Here is a 19,455-nt window from a genome sequence, read left to right on the forward strand (position 1 = left end):
ACCCTATTTCTCCCGACAAAGTTCCGGCATTGGAATAGGGTTTATTAAGGTTAGTTAGTTTGAGTTAGTTAAGTTGGTTTTTTAAAGATCGCCCATCCAGTGTTCATCCTAGATGGGCGCCTTTTTTTATATAGCCTCACCATTCGCTTAACAAAAAGTTAACAATATGTTAATATAATGTTAAACACCCTTGATTTTTAGTACCTTAAGAGGACAAACTAAAAATCCATAAGGATGAAAAGAACACTATTAACAACTATCGCATTAACGCTTGCAATCTGTTCTTTTGGACAAGTAGCCTATCTTCAATATAGGGCTGTTCCAGGAGACAGAGAGGCAGAATTTGTAGAGAAGGAAACCAAGTATTGGGCTAAAGTGGCCCAAGCTGCGGTTGATCAAGGTAAGATGGCCACTTGGTCGCTTTGGAGAAAAGTTGGAGTAACTGAAGAAGGTGCCCCAAACTATGTTTTTGTGAACACCTATGAAAGTTTTGAAAAGGCGAACCCAGCTGAGGTTTGGACCAGCGAAAATGTCAAGACTATGGGAGTTTCACCAAGCATGGTAGAAACCAATTCGTTTGCCAAGATTACTTTTGACTATTGGCTTCAAATAGAAGACATGATACCGGGTGATTATAAGTATGCTATTGTAAACTACGCGATGCCAAAGAGTAGAAACGGTTTTATTCAAGAAAACAAAGAACTCTGGAAGCCAATGTTTGAAAAAAGCATTAAAGCAGGAAAAATGGGCATGAAATCCTGGGGGCTGATGTCTGTTGTTTATCCCAGTGGAAGTCAGGCCAGATTCTCTGTACTCACATGGGATGGATTTGACAAAGTTTCTGATGTAATGAACTATCTCAGGTATAATCCTGATGGAATCGATTCTGATTTTCAAGAAGTCATTTCACAATCCAAGATGGGAGAGATTATGCCTGAGGGAGGATTTGAATACAGCATTGTATATGAGCTAGTAAAGAGAATTGCTCCCAAGAACTAATAGTCAATCAAACAAAAGATTAAAAGAAAAGCCCGGAAAACCGGGCTTTTTATTGTCTTACAAGTCAAATTTGATGCCCTGCGCCAACGGCAGTTCCGTAGTGTAATTTATGGTATTGGTCTGCCTTCGCATATAGATTTTCCAAGCATCTGAACCACTTTCACGACCACCGCCGGTTTCTTTTTCACCTCCAAAGGCTCCGCCAATCTCTGCACCCGATGTTCCAATATTAACATTGGCAATACCACAGTCTGAACCTTCTACAGAGAGAAAACGTTCAGCCTCCCGCAGATTGTTGGTCATTATAGCTGATGAAAGGCCTTGTCGAACTCCATTTTGCATATCCAAGGCATTTTCAAGGTCACCCTTGTATTTTAAAAGGTAAAGCACTGGAGCAAAGGTTTCATGCTGAACAATTTCGTAATGATTTTCAGCCTCAGCAATGGCAGGCTTTACATAGCAACCGCTTTCATAGCCTTCACCTTCAAGCACTCCACCTTCAACCAAAATGTTTCCACCTTCGGCCTTAACTTTTTCCAAGGCACTTAAATAATTTTTTACAGCATCTTTGTCGATGAGTGGCCCAACATGGTTGTTTTCATCCAACGGATTCCCAATTCGTATTTGTTGATATGCATTGACAATGGCATCTTTTACTTTATCATAAACATCTTCATGCACAATCAACCTGCGGGTTGAGGTGCAACGTTGTCCACAAGTACCCACCGCTCCAAAAACAGCTCCAATAACAGTGTTTTTAATATTGGCGTCAGGGGTCACTATGATGGCATTGTTTCCACCGAGTTCCAAAAGTGACTTTCCAAGGCGTTCGCCTACAGTTTTGGCCACAATTTTTCCCATTCGGGTAGACCCAGTGGCAGAAATTAATGGAATGCGCTCATCCTTGGTCATAAACTCGCCTACGGTATAATCACCCGTTATTAAACAAGAAATTCCTTCTGGCATACCATTTTCAACAAAAACACGAGCTGCTATATTTTGACAAGCAACAGAGGTCACAGGGGTTTTTTCGGAACCTTTCCAAATACAGGCATCACCGCAAACCCAAGCCAAGGCCGTGTTCCAGGACCAAACGGCCACTGGGAAATTAAAGGCAGAAATAATGCCCACTACCCCAAGTGGATGGTATTGTTCATACATGCGGTGGCCGGGACGTTCGCTATGCATGGTAAGTCCATGCAATTGACGGGATAGACCCACAGCAAAGTCACAAATGTCTATCATTTCCTGAACTTCCCCCAAGCCTTCTTGGTAGCTTTTTCCCATTTCATAGGACACCAATTTACCCAACGGTTCCTTTAGACGGCGGAGTTCGTCATTAAACTTGCGAACGATTTCTCCACGTTGCGGGGCCGGCATTGTTCTCCAGCTTTTAAAACCTTTTTGGGCAGTACTGATAACTTTTTCGTAATCCTCTCTGGTAGTAGCTTTTACCTTGCCAATGAGGGAGCCATCAACAGGCGAATAGGACTCTATGATTTCTCCGTTGGAAAACCAATTTTTCCCTGTGGAAGTTCCATTATTTATTTCATTGAGCCCGAGTTGTTGAAGGGCTTTTTCTATTCCAAAATCAATAGCAGTTTCTGACATTTATAACTTTTTATGCGTGAATTGTTATATTTTTCAAAATTACAAATAATCCTGATGGGATAATGCTGTTTTAAAGGAAAAGGTGGAGGAGAAGCAGTACAATTCCGATCAAAGCAGGAAGCCCCTGTACCACAAAGATTTTTTTGGAGGCGGTAACTGCGCCATACATTCCGGCTAGAGCTACACATCCCAAAAAGAAAAGTGCCACATAAACTTGCCAAACAGGGTCTTGAATCAATAGTGACCATATCAGTCCTGCGGACAGAAAACCATTATACAATCCTTGATTGGCAGCAAGGGTCTTGGTGGGTTCAAACAAATGTTCAGGGAACTGGCGAAAAACCTTTTTGGCCCTAGTGGTCCACGCAAACATTTCCAACCATAGAAAATACAGATGGAGCAAGGCCACAATGACCACTATTATGTTGGCAAGAATCAGCATCATTCGTCTTTGGCTACAAATCGTTCATCTACCGGCATTACGGTTCCACAATTGTCACAGGTGCGCAATTCTTCAGAACCATAAAAATGCTTAAAATGACCCAGAAAGTCCTTTTCAATATCATTTAAGGTGAAATACACTTCGTAAAGTTTGTGATTGCAGTTATCACAGAACCATAACAACCCATCATCAACCTTCATATCTGCTCTTTTTCTCTCCACTACAAGACCGATGGAGCCTTCTTGTCGGGCTGGGGAATGAGGAACCTTGGCAGGATGGAGGTACATATCACCTGGGCCCAGTTTCATGGTTCTTTTTTTGCCATCCTCTTGAATATGAACCTCAATATTCCCTTCCAATTGGTAAAAGAGCTCCTCCGTTTCGTTGTAGTGGTAGTCTTTTCGTGCGTTGGGTCCAGCAACAATCATAACAATATAGTCATCGGCTTCCTTATATAAGTTTCTGTTCCCAACCGGAGGTTTTAGGGTATCCCGATTTTCCTCAATCCATTTGTTCAGATTAAAAGGTGCCTGTATCGCCATAATCCAATGTTTTACGAAAGGTAAAAAAAACCTTTGTGGAAACATAAGGTTTGCCAAAAGAAAAGCCCCTGTTGAAAGGAGCTTTATCGGTGCCTAAAAACGAATGTAAATGGGTCAGTTATTCCACTTTAAGGAATATCTGTGTGTAATACGGTCTACCATCTTTGTCCAATTGTACGCTTAGGGTGGTATGGGTAAAATCTCCTTCCATGGCCTCCCTGTGTGAGCTGCTGTTGAGCCAGGCTTCCATTATTACTTCCGCTGAGGAATAATATCGGGCCACATTCTCAGAAACACTAACGGCATCGGTCTCTGCCGCTATTTGAGTTGCCCTATCGTCAAAATTGTCGTGGCTTAATTTGTTTTTGGAAATCATGTATTGGTTGTGCTCTTCCGCATATTTATAGGAAGACGGACTGTCTTGAAGAACAACTTCGCCAATGGAAGCTCTATGGTCGTTCACCAAATCCAAAAGTTCCTGCTCCATGGATACGGGGTCCACCGTAACTTTTTCATTTCCCAAGAGGGCCTCGGCGTAATCTTGTTCTTCTTCAGGCGATGTAGTACTGCACATACTAACAATAAGCCCTAGGCCAACGGCCAATAATAAGTGAAATAATTTTTTCATTTTTAGGGGTACTTTCAGGGACCGGTTCTAACAATCCCAAGTGTTCTGTTGGCTAATCTAGTGGAGCAAGCCACCTTTGCCACAGAATGTCCATAGAAGGTAAATTCTTACGTTGAATTGCATGAATGGGTTTCCAACACAATTTTTTTACTATGGCCCGAATACATTCATCGGAAAAAATGAACACTTTATATAACCTCCATATTTACAGGTGGTGAATCTTGCTCTTCTTCCTCTTCAAGTACCAATGAAAAAACAAAGGCTCCAATTTCCTTTAAAGGTTCATAGAAGACGGATTCCTTTTTGGTTTCTTCGTTAATGAGGTTCAAAGGAGTGGCAAGGCGTTCAAAAAAAATGAGCATGGCGCCCAAGATAATGGCCACTTTGAGGGCACCAAAAATTCCTCCGGCAATCTTGTTCAAAAGTCCCAACATGGCAAAATCGGCAATTTTGGTCAGGAACCTACCCGCAAAATTTACCAAAAGGATAATGCCAAAAAAAGTGACCAGAAATGCGGTAAGTTTTATGTATTGGTCACTCCAGTTCAATCGTTCCGAGAGGTAATCTCCAGTGATATAGGAAAAATGGATAGCACCATAAATCCCTGCGATCAAGGCTGCTAAGGAGGCAATTTCAACAAAAAGCCCATTTTTTAGGCCTTTGTACAGGCCCCAGACCAATAGAATTCCCAAAACAATATCCAAAAAGCTCATAAACGGGTTTTAACAAATATAGAATATTGATTTGTACCTTTGGATTTCTTATCAAGAACATGGCAAGGGACGAAAAATTAAAAGAACGATGGGAGCTTTTGGTGGAAAAATTGTCGGCACAATTTTCTGATGGTGATCCCTTGGAAATGGATGGCATCATTTATTTGGTCGGGGTGCAGGAATTGGGAAGTTTTCACCGAAGTTTCAAAAAAGACGAGAAAATCAATCTGATGCACATTGCCATCTGCAGGTTGTTGGAACCTTATGGCTATTACGATTTTGATTTTTTTGATGACGAAGGATGGCCCCATTACAAAGTAAAAGAACAATTACCTCCATTGAAAGCTGGAGAACAAACCGTTTTGATGAAGGAGGCCGTGGTGAATTATTTTTTGGAAAAGGAATATATCTTTTAATATGGAGCTACAAAAACCGTATTACGCTGTAATTTTTACCAGTACACGTACAGAAGGTGACAATGGTTATGGGCAAATGGCAGCCGAAATGGAACAATTGGCCCGTCAGCAGCCGGGTTTTTTGGATTTTGAAAGTGCCCGGGACGGATTGGGGGTTACCATAAGCTATTGGGAAAGTCTGGAGGCCATCGCCAATTGGAAGGCCAACATGGACCACAGGGCGGCTCAAAGAAATGGCATCAAAAAATGGTATTCGTGGTATAAGGTTCGTATTTGCAAAGTGGAACGCGAATATGAGTTCACTAAATAAAAATATATGGAAGGAGATGTTCCTTTTTCAAATCTAAACAGAAAAGAAACGCTTCAAAAGATTGCAAAAGAGACTTTTGACCTTGTAGTCATTGGGGGAGGTATCACCGGAGCGGGTATTGCTTTAGATGCGTCATCTCGCGGTCTCAAAGTTTTGTTGTTGGAAAAGGGTGATTTTGCATCGGGGACCAGTAGCAAATCTACCAAATTGATTCATGGAGGGCTCAGGTATTTAAAACAATTCGATTTTTGGCTGGTGAAGGAAGTGGGCTCAGAAAGGGCCATCGTCCACAAATTGGCACCACATCTCGTAATTCCTGAAAAAATGTTGCTGCCCTTGATCGAGGGAGGGTCTTATGGCAAATGGTTGACATCGATCGGTTTAAAGGTTTATGATATTCTGGCTCAGGTTTCAGGAGAAGATAAACGGCAGATGTTGGAGAAAAAAGAAGCCATGAAGTTGGAACCCCTTCTGCCTAAAAAAATATTGAACGGAGCGGGCTATTATGCGGAATACCGAACAGATGACGCCCGACTCACCTTGGAGAATCTCAAAACCAGTCTCCAGTTTGGAACACAGGCCTTGAATTATGCCAAGGTCATCGATTTTATCTATGAAAATGAACGGGTTGCAGGAGTGCAATTCAAGGATGAGGTATTTGGGGACGAGCTCAGGGTATCCTCAAAATATGTGATTAATGCGGCGGGGCCATGGGTAGATGAATTGCGATCCATCAACCATTCCAAAAGGGGCAAACGCTTGCATTTGACCAAGGGAGTTCATTTGGTCTTTCCAAAGGAAAAATTACCAGTGAAGCAATCGGTTTACTTTGATATTCCGGATGGCAGGATGATGTTTGCCATTCCAAGGGGCAAGATTACCTATGTAGGCACTACCGATACCAATTACAATTTGGACAAGGATTATGTGACCACGGACATCGCCGATGCCATTTATTTGATTTCGGCGGTAAACCATATGTTCCCCGATATTAATTTAGAGTTGGATGATATTATTTCTTCTTGGGCAGGATTACGTCCGTTAATCCATGAGGAGGGAAAATCGGCCTCCGAACTTTCTAGAAAGGATGAGATTTTCACTTCGGAAACAGGTTTGGTGAGCATAGCTGGCGGAAAGTTAACAGGCTACCGAAAAATGGCAGAACGCACGGTAAACCGTATAGCTCGGCACATGGAGGAGGACCATGGAGTGGAATTGGAGCCTTGTACCACTGATAAAATACGGTTGTGCGGAAGTGATTTTAAAAAGTACAAGCATGTAAAAAAATACATAGCACAACTATTTGATCGTATTAAAGACAGTGGTTTTACGGAGTATGATGCTTGGTATTTGGTGACCACTTATGGTAAGCAAACCGAAACTATTTTGGAAAACTACGCCTCTTTAAAAGTTGATGATGTGCATGAACGTATGATTCGTGCCGAGGCACAGTTTGCGATAGCTTATGAAATGGTGTTGAGCCCGTTGGATTTCTTTATTAGAAGAACGGGACGACTCTATTTTGATATTGACAGCGTACGGACCTACCGCGATGCCGTATTGGAGGAATTCCAAAAGGCCTTCAATTCTACCGCAGAAGAAATGGCCATTTATAAAGAAGATTTGGAAGCCGAACTTGCGGAGCATTCCAATTTTTCCTTAGACCGCCATTAAGGTTGCAAACCAACCATGTCTTGGGCCCATCGAATAATAAGGTTGATGGTACCTTCATCCCATGTCCCAGGTTTGCCCTCATAAGAATCCTTGGCCTTTTCATGGATGGTGTTCCAATGGTCCAGCCCAGGATACTCATGTAAGATATGGTCTTGGTGCCTATTGCGCTTCAATACTTCAATGATCATTTCGTTATCAAAAGCGGACATGATCCAATCGTTGGCACCTCGTAAGATTCGGACAGGGGCTTTAATTTTTTCCCACTGCCCTGCCAAATCAATGTCCTGCAACTGCTGATAATATTCCACGGGCCTACCATACATGTGAGCGGGAGAATGATAATTGTATTCCGCTAGGGCAGGATAGGTATCCACCACTTCTTGATAGGTCATTTTCTCTACCAACATACCATAATATAGTGGAAAGTAGTATTTGTTCATCTTTTCCACAATCTGTGATTCCGTGTTGCCATTAAATTGAAGAATACGTCGTTCAATTTCCAGCATGTGTTCAAACCAAGTTTTGAAGAAAGTGCCATCAGAAATCACGCCTGCCAAATTAAACTCATTCGCCAATAAGGGCGCCAAGGCGCTGCCCATGCTGGAACCGTAGATAACCACTTTTGTGGTATCCACATAAGGTTTGGTAAGCAAACTTTTTATGGCAGACCGGTACCCCTCCAAGTCCATGAGAAAATCGGAACTGCTGCAATCACCATCACTATCGCCCACCCCCGGCTTTTCAATGCGCATAACCACCATTCCCGATTTTTCAACCAAATCTTTTATGGTTTGGACCCAGTTGCCACTTCGGCCAGGATATACTTCGATGCTGGAGCAACTCAATCCTCCAATCAGTATAATGGCGGGTTGTTTTCCACTTTTCTTGGGTTTTGTGATAATGGTCCGCTGGGTTATACCATAACTGCTGGTGATTTCTTCATAAAAGGTGTCCAATCCAGGATGTTTTTCTTTTTCAAGAGGAGTGAAGGCAACCGTAGTCTGAATTTTCTTCGCATTTCTTAGCACTGTAATTTGAGTTGGTACATTACCGCGCAAGCCATAAGAAATATCGCTCCAAACCTCCTCGGCTTTGATAAGGATTCCATCTACCTCAATAATCAGATCACCGGGAAGGAAACCCGATTGCTGGAGCGGGCTGTTTGGATTAATTTCAGTGATTTTTGCACCTGGGATACCATTTTCGGGGGAGTTAATTTTAGCTTCCCAAGAGGCTCTTCTTCCCAAGAATTGGGCCTGTATGGACAGTGTAGATAGTAAAAACAGGAAGGTAAGGGCAATCAATTTTTTGAAATTCATGGAATGGGATTTAAGTTTTCCTTAAAACTAGAATGCCTATTTTTAGGTTTGGGACAATTTATATGAAGGTCGCTGCTTTTTATATGAATTTGCCTTCAATCAGGACTTGCAGAATTTGTAAACATGAAATCTGGCGCCAATTTTTACCTATTTAATTCAAGAATAGCCACCCATGTGGTTTTTTGGATGCTCTACTATGTCTTGTTTGGATTGATTTGGGTAGGCGAAGAAGGGTATCTAGCCTCTTTTTATTTGGAATTTCTTTTATTGCCCATCCGTATTTTGGCTGTTTATGTGACTATTTATTTTCTGCTTCCGCAATTTTTATTGAAGAAGAAATACCTCAAATTTTTACTGGGATATGGAATCGTCTTGCTGGTGGGCGGTATGTTGCAACGCGTTTTTATCCATTTATTTTATGAAGAATTATTGCTCAACAATTCCAGTAGTGGTTTTTTCAGTATAATGATGTTGGTGCGGTCCATTGTATTGATCAATACCACAGTCCTTTTCATCTTGGCCATAAAGCTATTTCAACTTTGGGTCTTGGAGCATGAAAAGAACGAGGGATTGGAGGGTGAAATATTGGAAATCCGGTCCAACCGAAAGACACATCGTGTTCCTGTTTCCGATATTCTCTATGTGGAAGGATTGGGCAATTATGTGACCTATCATCTTTCAGACAAGTCCAAAATAACAAGTTATGGGAGCATAAAAGCAGCTTTGGCGCTATTGCCCGATAATTTCAGGAGGGTGCATAAATCCTATATTGTGAACAAAGTCCATATTAAGGCATATGATGCTGTAACCATTGATGTACAAGATAATGCCATTCCGCGCGGGAAAAGTGTTTCGGATGAGGTGCTCTTGAATTAATCCAGCTTTTCTGTCAACTTTTCAAAAACCTTCTTTGGATTTTTTTCCTTGTAAAGTACTTGGTACACCGCATTGATGATGGGGGTTTTGGATTTTTTTTCCAGTTTGTCCATCAACAAATGGGCACTCTTGGTGGCGTAATAGCCTTCGGCCACCATGTTCATTTCCATCATGGCACTTTTAACGGTATAGCCCTTACCAATCATGTTCCCGAACAGTCGGTTTCGGCTAAAGGTGGAATAACCGGTCACCAACAGATCGCCCAAATAAGCGGAAGCGTTGATGTTTCGCTTCATTTTATAGACCTTGTCAATAAAACGCTTCATCTCTCGAATGGCGTTGCTGATCAACACGCTTTGAAAATTATCACCGTACCCCAATCCGTGTGCAATTCCAGCAGCAATGGCGTAGATGTTCTTCAGCATGGCAGCATACTCCGTTCCGATGATGTCGTCCGAAATTTTGGTTCGGATGTAATCACTTTTCAAGGCTTGGGCCACTAGTTTGGCGTTCTCGGCATCGGCGCACGCAATGGTCAAATAGGATAGGCGTTCCAGAGCAACTTCCTCAGCATGGCACGGTCCTGTAATAACCCCAATATTTTTGAAGGGAATGGTGTAGTGGTTGTGAAAATGTTCTCCAACTATAAGTCCACTTTCTGGAACAATTCCTTTGATGGCTGAAAAAACAATTTTGCCTTCCAACGAAGCAGAGAGACCTTTAAGTTCGGCATCCAAAAAAGCAGAAGGAATGGCAAAAATCAAAATATCCGAAGCATTGACTATTTCATTGATGTCATGGCTCAATACTAGTTTGTCCACATCAAACTCCACCGAACTGATGTAATTGGGATTATGGCCCTCCTTTTGAATGTGCCGGATGGCGGATTCGTTCCGCATGTACCATCCTACGGAATCCATGTTTTCCGATAGCATCTTAACCAGGGCCGTTCCCCAGCTTCCTCCTCCAAAAACACCGAACCTCAGTTTGTTTTCCATGCACATATTTTAGTTAGCAAAGCTAAAAAATATATCAATCTATTTGTTAAATACTGATTATCAAAAAGTTATAAGTTTTGGCATGGTGCTTGGTCTATATCAGGTGAACGTTAAAACCTCGATTATGAAAAATGGAAAACTACTTTTTGGAATTTTAATGATTGGTCTTTTGGCCAGTTCGTGTTACACCGAGGTTATCTTGGAGGACGATTACATCGTGGAATCACCAGTAAACACAGCCTTAGTTTTAGAGACGTATGATCTTTGGTACATAGACATCAATGCTACCCAAGGAAATGGGGAAGTTCCTTTTTTACAACGTGCGTTCACCATCTCTTTTGATAGGGGTGTGGTTTATGCCAACAACAACTTGGCAGGAATTGGAAAAACCGGGAACGGTCTGGGGATTGATGTAGGCACCTACGGAACCTACAGCGGGACGGTGGAAGTGGACCATGATGTGGACGGACTCTGGTTGTTGGATGTATATACAGTGAACAATAATACCTTGGAATTGTACGATCCTGATTCAAATACTTCATATTTGTTACGGGGATACCAAAGAAGCAATTTTGATTATGATCTGATCTTCTATGACAACATCCACTATTTTTTGCAGGAGTACCAGGTTTGGGAAAAGACCTATGTCTCTGAAGAGGGTGCTTTAAACGAGTTTGATGATGAGAACTTTTTACAGTTTTTTGCCAATAACGGAGGCACATTTAGATCATCCATTGATGTTTCTGGAACCCCATTGGTAAACTTGCAATGGGACTATGAAGGTGATTATGAGGTGTTTGATGTGGCCAATGATGAAACCTTAAAAACTTTAACACTGGATTACGACTTTTTGGGCAATGATTATTTTGAGATATACGTTATTAATGACAGTACCATTGAGCTGTACCACGTGTCCAGCGGAACCATTTACGAGTTCACAGGAAGAGGGTTTCAGCAGTACTTGAAATCGGGCAGTGAGACAGGGAAAAAGAGGGTGAAAACCAAAAATCCTGTCATGAATGTGGTCCGACAAAGAAAAATGTAAGGAAACAGTTTAGTCTTCGACTATACAAACAAGTTTTTTGGTTGGTTATTTAGTTAAGAACTGCCCCGAACGTTCCAGTTTGGGGCGGTTCTTTTTTTAGCAGTTTCTTTTTTTGTAATCCGAAGGATTTTCACCGCTTATTTTTTTAAAAGTCCGGTTGAAATAGGACAGACTCTCAAAACCACATTCGTAACAGGTTTCGCCAATGTTCCTGCCTGTCAATAACAACCGTTTGGCCTGGGTGATGCGGTATTGGTTCAAAAAATGGGTGAAGGTACTTCCCGTATTTTTCTTGAAATACCTACAAAAAGCCTCTTTCCCCAAATTAACCGATTCGGCAATAGCCTCCAAGGCTATTTTCTTGGAATAATTTTCATCAATATAGGAATACACTTTTTGCAAGCGTTCTTGCTGCTTGTTGGCTTTGTCATTACTAATGGGATTGGAATGCAACAGTTCAAACTCATCGCTTTTTGCCAAAAGTTTCAGCAATTGTAAAATTTTAAGGAATTGCTCAAACCGATTTATGCTTTGCAATTGCTTCATAATGGCACCAACAGTTTTTTTGGTTCCGCCATAAAAAGCAATACCATATTGCGATTTTTCCAACAGCTCATACACATCTTCCAACTCTTCAATTTCAGTAAAAACCTTTTCCTTAAAAGAAGCACTTATGTGCAAAACCTCTTTGTGATATTTCGTTTTTACCCCATGATCAAAATTTAAATGCGGAATGTTCGAACCGATCAGAACCAAATCACTTCCCTTAAAATTGGAGATATGGTGACCAACATGGCGTTTTCCATTAGCGCCCTCAATATAAACCAGTTCAAACTCAGGGTGGAAATGCCAAAAAAAGAGATCGTTCAACTTGGGATTGTGCAATAAATGAAAAGAGCTTTTATCGTTGGGCCGTATGTTTTCAAGCTGAATTTTCATTGTATTGTTCAATTAATTATAAAAATAGCCAATAAAAATCAATATAGTTCAAATTTTGGTCAACACTAGGGTGGAAACCAAATGGTTGCTCCCATAAATTTGAGGTATCGATTGTTCAACTAAAAAAACAGAAATATAGCATGCAACAGAAAATGAAAATGGCCAACAAGGCCCACGAAGCTATACCGGGGAATCCATCCACCGCAACCAGTAGTAAAAAGAAACTCAATGATAGGGCCAATGGTGAACCTTTACGAGTGCTTTCCGAAAAGGATTGGGCATTTTGGATGGAGAACGGATACGTTGTGGTTAAAAATGCAGTGCCAAAAGAGCAAGCCAAGGCAACTGCAGATTTTTTATGGGAGTTTGATGAAAAAGACCCCAACGACCCCAAAACATGGTATGCTCCACCAAGAACCGAAATGAAAATGAAAGAACTCACGGGAACGGGAATGGTGGAAGTGTATAATCACCAACATTTGTGGAACAACAGACAGACCCAAAAAGTATACGATGCCTTTGTGGACATTTGGGGCACTGAAAAACTTTGGGTGACCATTGATCGTGCCAATTTAAATATGCCCCAACGCCCGGGAGAAAATAAAAAAGGGTTCATTCATTGGGATTATGACCCGGAGACCAGACCACAAAATGTACAAGGGGTGTTGGCCTTGGCCGACCAGACGGATGAGAATATGGGTGGATTTCAATGTATCCCTTGGTTGTACCGAAACTATGATACGTGGAAATTGACCCAGCCCGAGGACCGAGACCATTTTCAACCTGACGTAACTGGATTGGAGGACAAAATTGTGAAAGTGAAACTGGAGGCGGGTGATTTGTTGATTTTCAACAGCACCCAACCCCATGGCATCCGTCCGAACAAATCAGGGAATAAAGTCCGGATTGCACAGTACATTTCCATGATGCCCGCCGAAGAAGACAATGTTGAAATGCGGGAGTGGCGCATCAATTCGTGGAAAAAGAGAATCGCCCCGGAAGGGTATGCCTTTCCCGGAGATCCAAGAAAATGGGAGCAGACCAAATACGATGCTGCCAAATTAAGCCCCCTTGGCGAAAGGTTATTGGGATTGACTAACTGGTAGATTATCAAATCCTTAAAAATCCCGAGTTGATTAGGGTCTTGGATTTAATAGTGTTATTTTTGCCCGCTTCAAGAAAGAAGCCATGAAAAAGTACCTCAATCTTTTTGATTTTTCACAAAAGGTAAACTATCGCACAGAAATTTTATCGGGCTTAACCGTTGCACTTGCCCTCGTCCCTGAGGCGATTGCCTTTGCGTTTATAGCCGGGCTTTCTCCCCTAACAGGGTTGTACGCTGCCTTTGTTATGGGCTTGGTCACCTCAATTTTAGGCGGTAGACCTGGAATGATTTCCGGTGCCACCGGAGCTGTGGCCGTGGTCATTGTGAGTCTGGCAAAGCAGTACGGTGTGGAATATGTTTTTGCTACAGTGATTTTGGCAGGTCTTCTGCAAATGGCTGCTGGATTTCTTCGTTTGGGGAAATTGATGCGCCTAGTGCCCCATCCAGTTATTTTTGGTTTTGTCAACGGGTTGGCGGTGATTATTTTTATGTCACAGATGAGTCAGTTTCAAACTGTAGATGGCGAATGGTTGACGGGAAACACCTTGTTTATCTTTCTTGGATTGGTGCTTTTGACTATGGTAGTTATTTGGGGGCTTCCCAAATTGACCAAGGTGGTTCCAGCATCCTTGGCGGCCATTCTTTTGGTCTTTGGGATTGTGTTTTTCTTCGGAATTGAAACACGCACCATTGGCGATATCGCTTCTATTGAAGGAACATTTCCTCCATTCCATATTCCTGAGTTGCCTTTTACGCTTGAGACTTTGGAAATTATTTTTCCGTATGCAGCCATTGTGGCCGGAGTTGGATTGATTGAAAGTCTACTGACCCTGAACATTGTGGATGAGATCACGGAGACCCGGGGTCGTGGTAATAAAGAAGCTGTGGCCCAGGGCACGGCGAACATCCTTTCCGGACTATTTTCTGGAATGGGCGGTTGTGCCATGATTGGGCAAAGTCTGATCAACACCTCTAACGGGGCAAGGGCAAGACTATCTGGGATTGTGGCTGCGATTATGTTGCTCGCTTTTATCATGTTTGGGTCCAGTTTGATTGAAAAAGTACCTATGGCCGCACTCACCGGTCTGATGATCATGGTAGCACTGGGAACCTTTGAATGGGCCAGTTTGCGAACCTTTAGACGTATGCCAAAATCAGATGTTCTGGTGATGGTTTTGGTGACTTTGGTAACCGTTTTCCTTCACAATTTGGCCTTGGCTGTTTTGGTGGGTGTCATTATCTCCGCATTGGTTTTTGCTTGGGACAATGCCAAACGTATCCGGGCAAGAAAGCATATTGATGAAGACGGAGTAAAACATTACGAAATCTACGGACCTCTCTTTTTTGGAAGCACTACGCTTTTTTCAGAAAAATTTGATGTCTTGAATGACCCCGATGAAATCGTGATAGATTTTGCTGAAAGCCGATTGGTGGATATGTCGGCGATTGAAGCGGTAAACAAAATCACGGAGCGTTATCGCAAAGTGGGGAAGCATGTACATCTGAAACATCTAAGTAAAGATTGTCAAAAGCTATTGGCCAACGCCGATGATATTATTGAGGTTAATGTGATGGAAGATCCCACATACAAGGTGGTGGTTGACAAAATTGACTAGAACCCGAAGCTTCAGCTAGTAAAAAGGAAGTACACCCCAATAACAACAAGACAAACAATGAAAAAGGAAAGGAGGTAGACTTGGATTTCTTTAATCCGGTCTCTCTTAGCTTTTTCAATGATTTTATCCCGTATTTTCTTTTGTTCAAAAGGAGTAAGTTCTTTGAACTTGAGTTGAGTCTCATTTATATAACCTTCATAAGCCCCACGAATGTCTTTGAAGCTTGGTCGTTTGCGAAGTAGCGCACGATTGGCTTTTACGACTAGCATTGGTTGACTTGCAGAACCCATAATAACTCTATTTATTTATAGGTAGCAAAAAACAAGAGATTGTTACAATTGAGACTACTCTGCAGTCTTTCCCATCAATACATTTACATTGGGATTCTGGGGATTCCCACTGGCCCTGCGCATCAGAACAATCTGTCCGGTGTGGTAAATACAATCTGATAACATCCCATTGATCATGTTCCAAAAAGGAAGCACGGTCTGTTGGTCGCCACGCTGAAAAATAATCTTGAATGATTCAATATCTTCTGATTCTTTTCCCATGACCACTTCACTAGCGGCCTTAAAGTTTTCCAAGGTCTTTTTTCGAAGTTCCTCAAATGAAAAACCAGAGAGATCTTGTCGTACATTGGGCGTTGCAGAGGGGGCATTCAGGATGGTAAATGACATGCCACAGATATGTTGCAAGGTTTCCAAAATAGTCCTTCCATCTTCAGAGGGCTTATACTCCAAATCCTTTTGGGTTAATCCCTCCGTAGCCCAGTAATACCGATACCCCAATCCGTCAATCATACGGGCAACCATATTTCCAGAAGTATATTTCTCGGGATAGTCAGGAATTTGATGATAGGGCAATTCCATGTTTTGTGCTTGTATTTGGGTAACTAAGGTAAGTAACAAAGTAAAACTGATAAGTTTTATGGGGAAAGGGTTTTTCATATTAAGGGTTTAGTCCATAACTGATTTTTTGGCCAAGGTAAGACCAATTTCATTTACTTCTTTGAGTGCTGCCGAACCGTACCATTCTTTTAATTCCATCACTAGACTGCCTGCTTGTATGGCAGGGTCGGTTTCTGTGAGCCTTTGGGCTTCCTCAATGGAATCCACATCAAAAATATAAATACCACGAAGGTCATCGTTACCGAAAAAGGGACCAGCCAATACCAATTTTCCTTCTTGTGCCATTTTCCCAATGTTCTGCAAATGCGCAGCCTGCAATTCAGCTGCCTTTTCTTTAGAAAGGTCACGGTTGGGGCCACGTTTCAGAAAGGCAAAAACATACTTTTTCATACCATAATCGTCCGCACCGTACTTCTTGGCTTTTTCTGCATCATAAACTACTTCTTGGGATATGGTAATTTCAGGTTCAGATTGCGCTTGGGTCACAAAGCAAGCCAACAGAGCAAAAAGGAAAATTAGTCTTGGATTCATATCGATTGTTTTTAGTGGCCTATCAACCAAAAATAACTAATTGACAGTCAAAACCTAGCAGGTTTTTTGCCAAAAAACAGGGGCGAAAATGCAATTTCATCAATCAAAACATCCTTTGTAAAACACATTGAATGGGTGTACCTCCACGTTGAACAGTTGGTTTTTCAGGGCCACATCTTCAAGCAAAAGGCTTTTGGCAGATTCCAAATCCGCAGCCTGAAGAACAATCATGCCGGTATCGCTGTACCGAGCACCCATAACAATGGCGTTTTCTTTTCTCAATTTGGATAAAAAGGCGGAATGTTCCTTAAAATAAGGTTGGTCATTGGGAGCTTTGTCCATATCCCAAAGAGAACCAACCGTGTATAATGCCACAAAATGTGATTTCTTAACTTCACTTTCTTGGGCGTTAATAAAAATTGGGAGCAACAGGAATAGAGCGATTGTTTTCATTTTTAATCAATTTTTTTAAAAACAAGAAGATTTTCTTGGCTGCCATTGGAAAGGTGCAATCTGTTGTTTGAAAGGGAATATGTGGTACTGGCTTGTAGGTTTTTCAAAAATTCCGATTCTTTATTCGCTCCCGGACAAGCCATTCTTGTTCCGGCCACTTGGGTGAATCGCAATACATCCTTTTCGTAAAAAAGACCTCCGGTCATTCGGTTACATCCGGAAAATCCGGAAAAACGATTGGTGTTGATATCAATTTCCATATTGGGGACATCCTTTCCGTTAAACTCTTCTTTGGAAACCGATGTCCCGTCCATTTCTTCCAGTACCCAAATGTCATGTAGTCTATAGTCTGTAACATAGGCGCCACAGCCTTCCAAGGCATGGGTTTCTTCATCTCCGGTATATTTATAGGCTATGGTAACCGTGTAGGGTGATTTTTCACCAGACATGGCATTGGTACATTCCTTGTGGGCAATGATGACATCAAGCTCAACGGCCTCCGTTTGGATACGATACATGCTAATGTTGGAGTCCTGTGCCTTTATGGGCTCGGTATGTGGGGTGATAATGGTGTCTTCCATCATGTTCAGTGCTACCCTATCATCTTGGATTTTTAAGCCCCAAAAAGGCTCGGTGCCTGTCGCCTTAAAATAGTTTTCATCAATTTTTACGGGAGCGGGTTTTGGCGTTTCAACGCTTAGGGGATCCTCCATTTTTCCTCCTTCTTCCTCCAGTTTTTTGAATCGCATCATAGGGACTTCACCTATTAAAAGGTTAAGCTTGCCATCCTCAATAATATAGCCATCTATTTTTTTCATCATGTTCAGGAATTGTCTTTCCCCACCGCCACAGAACATCATGGTGGTTGGGCCGGGTTCCCCAAATGAAAGGGAGCTTTGATTCAGTTCGTAATCTGCGGAATAGCCATTGCAACTATCGGTACCGGTAACCTGGGCATTTTCTTTGTCAAAAGTGATGCGAGGTTTTTTCTCTGGAAAAAGGCCATCAAAGGCAATTCGGGGCCCAGAAATGTATTCCAGTTCCCATGTGGTATTGAAAAGCGCTTCAGAGTTGTCCGGTTTTGGATTGCATGAACAAACCAAAATCAGGGCATATAAAAAAAGGGTGATTGAAGGTTTCATTTTTACAGAAAATTATAGTTAATGGTACAGAAAAGTACTAAAAAATTGTGATGGAACCTTCAGTCAATCAGGTTAATAAATGGATAAGAAAAGGCATTATTCCCCTCTTTTGCTCCAAACTTCGTAAATAGGCTGGCCTTTACTGCTCAATCCGGAATGATGCCAGTCGCCATCCACAAGCTCATAATTGAATTGCAAACTTGCTCCCACGCGAGAGTCATCCCTAGAAAAGAAATCAATGTTTTCGGTATATTGGCCATCTATGGTGGTGTAGGTGCCTCCGCCTGTACCCATAAATTCCTTGGTTTCTATATTGTAGGCAATCCATTGGAACCGTGTGCCTGACAGAATTTTCATGGTTTTTCTGGGTCCAGAGGTGTCCCGCTTTACAATTTCACCATCACGTTTCCGGCCAGAAATCAACCATGCTCCTGGCAAATCTCCAGGAGTGCCATCATCCAAGCGAGACCATATTTTATCATCTACATGTAGCTTGTCTCCATCAAACCTGTAAGGAATACTATCAGAAGTGCCCACAAAATCAGGGTCAAAAGAGGCAAATTCCAGAGTGTAGGCAAGTAATCCATTTGTAGCAGATAATGTTCCACCCATGGTGCCCATGAACTTACCATTTTCTTTTTCAAAAAAGGCCTGGGAAAAATAACCCCCAGATACTATGGTCACATATTGGACCGAAACACCCTCATCATTGGTGACAGTTGATTGCCATGCGCCACTAAGGTCTTGGCCCTTGGAAATGGACATGGCTAGAACAATAAGAATCAGGGTTAAAATATTCTTTTTCATGATCAATACATTTTATTGGAGTGTGCTGCTGTTTTTGGTATTTGTTGAATGGCATCCCAGTGCTCACAGATTTTCCCGTTGTCATCAAAGCGAAAAAAATCCATTGTTACATATTCATCGTTGTCCGGCCAAATTTGATGGGTATGAAGGGCCACCAAATTGCCTTCGGCAATACACCTTACAAAAGCAATGGACTTATTGGGATACTCTTGTTGCATTTTCTCAAAATAGGAAATAAACCCTTCCTTTCCATCCGCAACATCGGGGTTATGCTGAATGTAGGCATCCCCAACAAACTTTTCAACAGCTTCACGAGGGTTTCCTTCGTAGGCCATTTTGTAGAAAGCAATTGCATTGTTTTTGTTTGTAGCTAAATCCATA

The 19,455-nt window shown here is 41.9% G+C and carries 23 protein-coding genes; 8 read left to right on the forward strand and 15 right to left on the reverse strand.

From position 1 onward, the window contains the following. Positions 1–234 precede the first annotated feature (234 nt). Complete coding sequence (locus J0X14_RS02550) at positions 235–999, forward strand: hypothetical protein (RefSeq protein ID WP_207096182.1); 765 nt, start codon at positions 235–237, stop codon at positions 997–999. Positions 1,000–1,056: 57 nt separating this feature from the next. Here J0X14_RS02550 and J0X14_RS02555 read toward each other — a convergent pair whose 3' ends face one another. The 5 genes from J0X14_RS02555 to J0X14_RS02575 form a co-directional block, all read right to left on the reverse strand. After that, complete coding sequence (locus J0X14_RS02555) at positions 1,057–2,610, reverse strand: aldehyde dehydrogenase family protein (protein ID WP_207096183.1); 1,554 nt, start codon at positions 2,608–2,610, stop codon at positions 1,057–1,059. 70 nt (positions 2,611–2,680) lie between these two features. Further along, positions 2,681–3,052 carry a DUF1304 domain-containing protein gene (locus J0X14_RS02560; RefSeq protein ID WP_207096653.1) on the reverse strand — a complete coding sequence of 124 codons (372 nt, stop codon included), beginning with the start codon at positions 3,050–3,052 and terminating at the stop codon, positions 2,681–2,683. After that, a complete protein-coding gene (locus J0X14_RS02565; protein ID WP_207096184.1) occupies positions 3,052–3,594 on the reverse strand; it encodes a 3-hydroxyanthranilate 3,4-dioxygenase in 543 nt (180 codons plus the stop codon). Before J0X14_RS02565 ends, J0X14_RS02560 begins: the two co-directional genes overlap by 1 nt. Before the next feature lie 118 nt (positions 3,595–3,712). Further along, positions 3,713–4,222: a CAP domain-containing protein gene (locus tag J0X14_RS02570; RefSeq protein ID WP_207096185.1), complete on the reverse strand. Its 510-nt coding sequence runs from the start codon at positions 4,220–4,222 to the stop codon at positions 3,713–3,715. 188 nt (positions 4,223–4,410) lie between these two features. After that, positions 4,411–4,935 carry a CvpA family protein gene (locus J0X14_RS02575; protein ID WP_207096186.1) on the reverse strand — a complete coding sequence of 175 codons (525 nt, stop codon included), beginning with the start codon at positions 4,933–4,935 and terminating at the stop codon, positions 4,411–4,413. A 59-nt stretch (positions 4,936–4,994) separates the two neighbouring features. Between J0X14_RS02575 and J0X14_RS02580 the strand changes: the two genes are divergently transcribed. The 3 genes from J0X14_RS02580 to J0X14_RS02590 are packed head-to-tail and all read left to right on the forward strand — an operon-like array spanning position 4,995 to position 7,335. Beyond that, positions 4,995–5,351, forward strand: coding sequence for a hypothetical protein (locus J0X14_RS02580; RefSeq protein ID WP_207096187.1), 357 nt, complete (start codon positions 4,995–4,997; stop codon positions 5,349–5,351). 1 nt (position 5,352) lies between these two features. Beyond that, positions 5,353–5,661: an antibiotic biosynthesis monooxygenase family protein gene (locus J0X14_RS02585; RefSeq protein WP_207096188.1), complete on the forward strand. Its 309-nt coding sequence runs from the start codon at positions 5,353–5,355 to the stop codon at positions 5,659–5,661. 6 nt (positions 5,662–5,667) lie between these two features. Further along, positions 5,668–7,335, forward strand: coding sequence for a glycerol-3-phosphate dehydrogenase/oxidase (locus tag J0X14_RS02590; protein ID WP_207096189.1), 1,668 nt, complete (start codon positions 5,668–5,670; stop codon positions 7,333–7,335). Here the strand turns inward: J0X14_RS02590 and J0X14_RS02595 are convergent. Next, entirely contained in the window at positions 7,332–8,654 is a 1,323-nt protein-coding gene (locus J0X14_RS02595; protein ID WP_207096190.1) for a PDZ domain-containing protein, read from the reverse strand. The genes J0X14_RS02590 and J0X14_RS02595 overlap by 4 nt on opposite strands. Positions 8,655–8,777: 123 nt before the next feature. Here J0X14_RS02595 and J0X14_RS02600 point away from each other — a divergent pair, with 123 nt between their 5' ends. Continuing rightward, positions 8,778–9,530 carry a LytR/AlgR family response regulator transcription factor gene (locus J0X14_RS02600; RefSeq protein ID WP_207096191.1) on the forward strand — a complete coding sequence of 251 codons (753 nt, stop codon included), beginning with the start codon at positions 8,778–8,780 and terminating at the stop codon, positions 9,528–9,530. On the opposite strand, the gene J0X14_RS02605 is transcribed toward J0X14_RS02600, so the two are convergent. Then, a complete protein-coding gene (locus J0X14_RS02605) occupies positions 9,527–10,528 on the reverse strand; it encodes an NAD(P)H-dependent glycerol-3-phosphate dehydrogenase (RefSeq protein WP_207096192.1) in 1,002 nt (333 codons plus the stop codon). The genes J0X14_RS02600 and J0X14_RS02605 overlap by 4 nt on opposite strands. 124 nt (positions 10,529–10,652) lie before the next feature. Here J0X14_RS02605 and J0X14_RS02610 point away from each other — a divergent pair, with 124 nt between their 5' ends. After that, positions 10,653–11,573 carry a nicotinic acid mononucleotide adenyltransferase gene (locus J0X14_RS02610; protein WP_207096193.1) on the forward strand — a complete coding sequence of 307 codons (921 nt, stop codon included), beginning with the start codon at positions 10,653–10,655 and terminating at the stop codon, positions 11,571–11,573. Between the two features lie 96 nt (positions 11,574–11,669). On the opposite strand, the gene J0X14_RS02615 is transcribed toward J0X14_RS02610, so the two are convergent. After that, positions 11,670–12,512 (reverse strand): AraC family transcriptional regulator, encoded by an 843-nt coding sequence (locus J0X14_RS02615; protein ID WP_207096194.1) that lies wholly within the window; start codon positions 12,510–12,512, stop codon positions 11,670–11,672. A 140-nt stretch (positions 12,513–12,652) separates the two neighbouring features. On the opposite strand from J0X14_RS02615, the gene J0X14_RS02620 reads away from it, so the two are divergent. Beyond that, the gene (locus tag J0X14_RS02620; RefSeq protein WP_207096195.1) at positions 12,653–13,618 is read left to right on the forward strand and encodes a phytanoyl-CoA dioxygenase family protein; all 966 of its coding nucleotides are present in this window, start codon (positions 12,653–12,655) and stop codon (positions 13,616–13,618) included. An 82-nt stretch (positions 13,619–13,700) separates the two neighbouring features. After that, complete coding sequence (locus J0X14_RS02625) at positions 13,701–15,233, forward strand: SulP family inorganic anion transporter (RefSeq protein WP_207096196.1); 1,533 nt, start codon at positions 13,701–13,703, stop codon at positions 15,231–15,233. A gap of 11 nt (positions 15,234–15,244) precedes the next feature. On the opposite strand, the gene J0X14_RS02630 is transcribed toward J0X14_RS02625, so the two are convergent. From J0X14_RS02630 to J0X14_RS02660, 7 genes are all read right to left on the reverse strand, one after another. Next, positions 15,245–15,523: a hypothetical protein gene (locus J0X14_RS02630; RefSeq protein ID WP_207096197.1), complete on the reverse strand. Its 279-nt coding sequence runs from the start codon at positions 15,521–15,523 to the stop codon at positions 15,245–15,247. Between the two features lie 54 nt (positions 15,524–15,577). Beyond that, positions 15,578–16,180, reverse strand: coding sequence for a DinB family protein (locus tag J0X14_RS02635; RefSeq protein ID WP_207096198.1), 603 nt, complete (start codon positions 16,178–16,180; stop codon positions 15,578–15,580). Positions 16,181–16,189: 9 nt separating this feature from the next. Then, positions 16,190–16,672: a YciI family protein gene (locus tag J0X14_RS02640; RefSeq protein ID WP_207096199.1), complete on the reverse strand. Its 483-nt coding sequence runs from the start codon at positions 16,670–16,672 to the stop codon at positions 16,190–16,192. A gap of 99 nt (positions 16,673–16,771) precedes the next feature. Next, positions 16,772–17,125 carry a YciI family protein gene (locus tag J0X14_RS02645; RefSeq protein WP_207096200.1) on the reverse strand — a complete coding sequence of 118 codons (354 nt, stop codon included), beginning with the start codon at positions 17,123–17,125 and terminating at the stop codon, positions 16,772–16,774. 2 nt (positions 17,126–17,127) lie between these two features. Continuing rightward, positions 17,128–18,267, reverse strand: a complete 1,140-nt coding sequence (locus J0X14_RS02650) for an META domain-containing protein (RefSeq protein WP_207096201.1) — start codon at positions 18,265–18,267, stop codon at positions 17,128–17,130. Between the two features lie 96 nt (positions 18,268–18,363). Further along, positions 18,364–19,074: a membrane or secreted protein gene (locus J0X14_RS02655; RefSeq protein WP_207096202.1), complete on the reverse strand. Its 711-nt coding sequence runs from the start codon at positions 19,072–19,074 to the stop codon at positions 18,364–18,366. Between the two features lie 2 nt (positions 19,075–19,076). After that, positions 19,077–19,454: an ester cyclase gene (locus J0X14_RS02660; protein ID WP_207096203.1), complete on the reverse strand. Its 378-nt coding sequence runs from the start codon at positions 19,452–19,454 to the stop codon at positions 19,077–19,079. Position 19,455 lies beyond the last annotated feature (1 nt).

Source organism: Allomuricauda sp. CAU 1633 (genome assembly GCF_017313225.1).
Taxonomy (GTDB): Bacteria; Bacteroidota; Bacteroidia; order Flavobacteriales; family Flavobacteriaceae; genus Flagellimonas.